Annotated in this window: 5 protein-coding genes; 3 read left to right on the forward strand and 2 right to left on the reverse strand. The window is 66.0% G+C overall.

Features of this window, described 5'->3' with window-relative positions:
• Positions 1-80 precede the first annotated feature (80 nt).
• Positions 81-1025 (reverse strand): hypothetical protein, encoded by a 945-nt coding sequence (locus tag ACNFOC_RS52650; RefSeq protein ID WP_416966066.1) that lies wholly within the window; start codon positions 1023-1025, stop codon positions 81-83.
• An 80-nt stretch (positions 1026-1105) separates the two neighbouring features.
• Positions 1106-1525 (reverse strand): ATP-binding protein, encoded by a 420-nt coding sequence (locus ACNFOC_RS52655; protein WP_416966067.1) that lies wholly within the window; start codon positions 1523-1525, stop codon positions 1106-1108.
• Positions 1526-1749: 224 nt separating this feature from the next.
• On the opposite strand from ACNFOC_RS52655, the gene ACNFOC_RS52660 reads away from it, so the two are divergent.
• From ACNFOC_RS52660 to ACNFOC_RS52670, 3 genes are read left to right on the forward strand one after another with little or no spacing between them, the layout of a single operon-like run.
• On the forward strand, positions 1750-2598 hold the full coding sequence (locus ACNFOC_RS52660; RefSeq protein ID WP_416966068.1) for a helix-turn-helix domain-containing protein: 849 nt from the start codon (positions 1750-1752) through the stop codon (positions 2596-2598).
• Between the two features lie 8 nt (positions 2599-2606).
• Complete coding sequence (locus ACNFOC_RS52665) at positions 2607-2807, forward strand: DUF397 domain-containing protein (protein WP_416966069.1); 201 nt, start codon at positions 2607-2609, stop codon at positions 2805-2807.
• 22 nt (positions 2808-2829) lie between these two features.
• On the forward strand, positions 2830-2955 hold the full coding sequence (locus ACNFOC_RS52670) for a DUF397 domain-containing protein (protein ID WP_416966070.1): 126 nt from the start codon (positions 2830-2832) through the stop codon (positions 2953-2955).
• The last annotated feature ends 113 nt before the right edge of the window (positions 2956-3068 follow it).

The following is a 3068-nucleotide window of genomic DNA, read 5'->3' on the forward strand; positions in this document are numbered from 1 at the left end:
CGCCAATGCTGTGCCATACACCGGTCAACATTCCGTCAATGACGGGGTGTTGGGGGCGGGATCGAGCGGCGGGGTCAGACTCAGAAGGAGGCGTCCTGCGAACCCACCGCCGAGGCATCCGCGCCATCCACACCGTCCGCCTCTACGCCGAACAGGTCTTCGGAGGCCGTGGCCGTCAGGGCCCGGTCGAACCAGGTCGTGAGGGTGTGGAGATCGGCGCAGGACGTGATGCGTTCCCGGGTGTCCTCGGAGACAAAGATTCCGCGGTTCTCCAGCAGTCGCAGGATCAACGCGGCCTCGCCCGCGGCTTTGCCCTCGGCCTGGCCCTCGAGATAGGCCCTCTCCATGAGGTGGCCCCGGCCGGGGAAGTAGTTGACGAAACCCATGATGCTCCTCCATTTGTCGCCGGCGGGGGTCTCCCCGAGGGTGACGTCCAGGAATTGGTAGATGTAGTCGGAGGCGTCTGTGTCCATGCCTGTCAGGGCATGGTCCAGTGCGTCCAGTATGGCGTCGCAGTCGCGGTTGTTGGCGTGTGTCAGGGCGGAGAAGGCGGCCATCGCGGGGTTTCTGGCCGCGGTCCTCGCGTCCGTGATCATCGGGAGGTTGTCCGGTCCGACGACGAGGGGCCACGTTCGCTGGACGGTCCAGCCGCGTGTGCCGCAGTCGAACGGACCGGCCGCCCACTTGGCCGTGGCCCGGTCGCGGCAGAGCACGAGCAGAAGTACCGGCAGCTTGTACTTCGACTGGAGGTAGGCGACGTAGTACGGCCAGCTCGCCTCCTTCCTGTCGTCGCGCCGTTCCTGCGACTCGACGGCGAGCAGGAAGTCCTCCCCGTCCGACGGGCAGATCCGCAGCGCGGTGTCGATGTGCCGTGCGATCGGCCGGGTCTCCGTCACGTCGGAGGTGATCGCGTAGACCGCCGCCTTCTCGGGTAACGCGATGCCCAGCACACCGAAGACGGGCGTGAGGATCTCGGGCCGCTCCTGGAAGATGCGGTGCATGCCCTCGTGAGCTGATGTGACCATGTGCGCAACCTAGATGGATCAAGGACCGGGCTGTCCGGCCGATTCGGGGGCGTTCACTCTTTCGAGGGGCGAAGGAACGTTCAGGCCGCGCGGCCCAGTTCGCACCAGACGTACTTGCCGCGGTGGCCGTTCCTGGACAGGGGCTGCCAGCCCCAGAGGTTGGCGCAGGCCCTGACCAGGGCAAGGCCGCGGCCCTCCTCCAGATCGGTGATCGCGGTCAACTCATGTGGGGGCTCCGGGGGTTCGGGGTTCGCGTCCCAGGCGCCGATGCGGAGGACGCTGGGCGCCCAGGAGACTCGTAGCGCGGCGGGTCCCTCAGTGTGGCGAACGGCGTTGCCCACCAGCTCCGTTGCGAGGAGTTCGGCGGTGTCGACCAGGCCGATCAGTCCGTGCATCGTGAGGATCAGGCGGAGGGTGCGGCGACTGATCGTGACGGCGCGGGGGTCGTTGGGGATGTTGAGGGAGTACTCCCAGGGGGCGGGGTGTTCGGTTTCGGGCATGCGTGAACTCCGGTTGAGTGGAGGGGAGTTGAGGTTCAGGGACGGTGGCAGTGCCGCAGCCGTCATGGCAGGACGGAGCGGTGCGCTTCCGGCTACCCGGCGTTCCGCAACGTGTGCGGCGCATCACTGACGGTAGGGCCATAATTTGGGACCGCGCAAGTCGTTGCCGTAATCTGCCCCCGAACGAGGCGTTGCCGTAGCGCAGTTGGGACGAGGAGGAAGCCATGGCGCGCAGGAAACAGCCCACCGCGCGGCAAGAGCGTCTGGGTGCCGAGTTGCGGAAACTACGCGAGGCGGCGGGGATCAAGGGACGTGAGGCCGCGACCCTGCTCGGGGCGGACTCGGCGCAGATCAGCCAGATCGAGTTCGGCACGGCAGGGGTGAGCGGAGAGCGAGTACGACGACTTGCCGCTCACTACGCGTGCACCGACACCGAGTTGGTCGAGGCGCTGGTGGCCATGGCAGCTGATCGGACCCACGGCTGGTGGGAGGAGTACCGGGGGCTACTGCCCACGCCTTTCCTCGACCTGTCCGAACTGGAGCACCACGCCACTTACCGATGGGACGTGGACTTCCTGCACATCCCGGGGCTTCTCCAGGCCGAGGACTACGCCCGTGCGCTCTTCTCGTTCACCACGCCCGAACTCCCCTCGATCGAACTCGACGCCTGCGTGAACCACCGCATGCAACGCCGCCTGATCATCGACGCCCGACCCACCCCCTATGAAACGGTGATCCACGAAGCGGCGCTCCGCATCAGGATCGGCGGCCGGACAGCCTTCCGGTCTCAACTGGCCCGCATCCTGGACCTGTCGGAGGCGGATAACGTCACCGTGCGCGTCATCCCGTTCGACCTCGACGACTTCGCCGGCGCCGGAAGCACCATGGTGTACGCGGGAGGTGCCGTCCCCGCGCTGGACACCGTCGTACGCGACGCACCGCATGGCACCGCGTTTATCGACTCAGCAGCCCAACTGGACCACTTTCGAACGCTCTTCCGTAAAGTGGAGGCGGTGTCGCTCGCCCCCGAGCGGTCGCGGGAATTCATCCACCAGCTGGCTAAGGAACTGTGAGGCGAGCCATGGCCACCCTCGACAACTGGCAGAAGTCGTCATACTCCGGCGGCGGCGAAGGCAACGCCTGCGTCGAACTCGCCGCATCCCCCACCGCGATCCACCTCCGCGAATCAGACACCCCGACCACCGAACTCACCACCACGCCCACTCCCCTCACCCACCTGCTGCAAGCAATACGCACCGGCACCTTCCCCCAGCACCCCTGACAAAGAAGCTGCGAGTCACACCATGAGCCGCACCCTCTACTGGCAGAAGTCATCCTTCTCCGGCAGCGGCGACGGCAACGCCTGCGTCGAGGTCGCCGCCCTCCCCACCGCGATCCACCTCCGCGAAAGCGACACGGGTACATACTGAAGACTCTGACCCAACGAGCCACCGAACTCTCAAGCTTTGTCGAAGAGCACTTCCGAACAAAGCTCGAATTTCTACACGTCGAGCTGAGCTACATCAATTCATTGCACACAGAC

Source organism: Streptomyces colwelliae, from assembly GCF_048158785.1.
GTDB lineage: Bacteria > Actinomycetota > Actinomycetes > Streptomycetales > Streptomycetaceae > Streptomyces.

Bases quoted from the DNA above. Each gene is read 5' to 3' on its own strand.
- ACNFOC_RS52655 (WP_416966067.1), bottom strand. From the start codon at position 1,525: ATGCCCGAAACCGAACACCCCGCCCCCTGGGAGTACTCCCTCAACATC.
- ACNFOC_RS52670 (WP_416966070.1), top strand. From the start codon at position 2,830: ATGAGCCGCACCCTCTACTGGCAGAAGTCATCCTTCTCCGGCAGCGGC.
- ACNFOC_RS52650 (WP_416966066.1), bottom strand. From the start codon at position 1,025: ATGGTCACATCAGCTCACGAGGGCATGCACCGCATCTTCCAGGAGCGG.
- ACNFOC_RS52665 (WP_416966069.1), top strand. From the start codon at position 2,607: ATGGCCACCCTCGACAACTGGCAGAAGTCGTCATACTCCGGCGGCGGC.
- ACNFOC_RS52660 (WP_416966068.1), top strand. From the start codon at position 1,750: ATGGCGCGCAGGAAACAGCCCACCGCGCGGCAAGAGCGTCTGGGTGCC.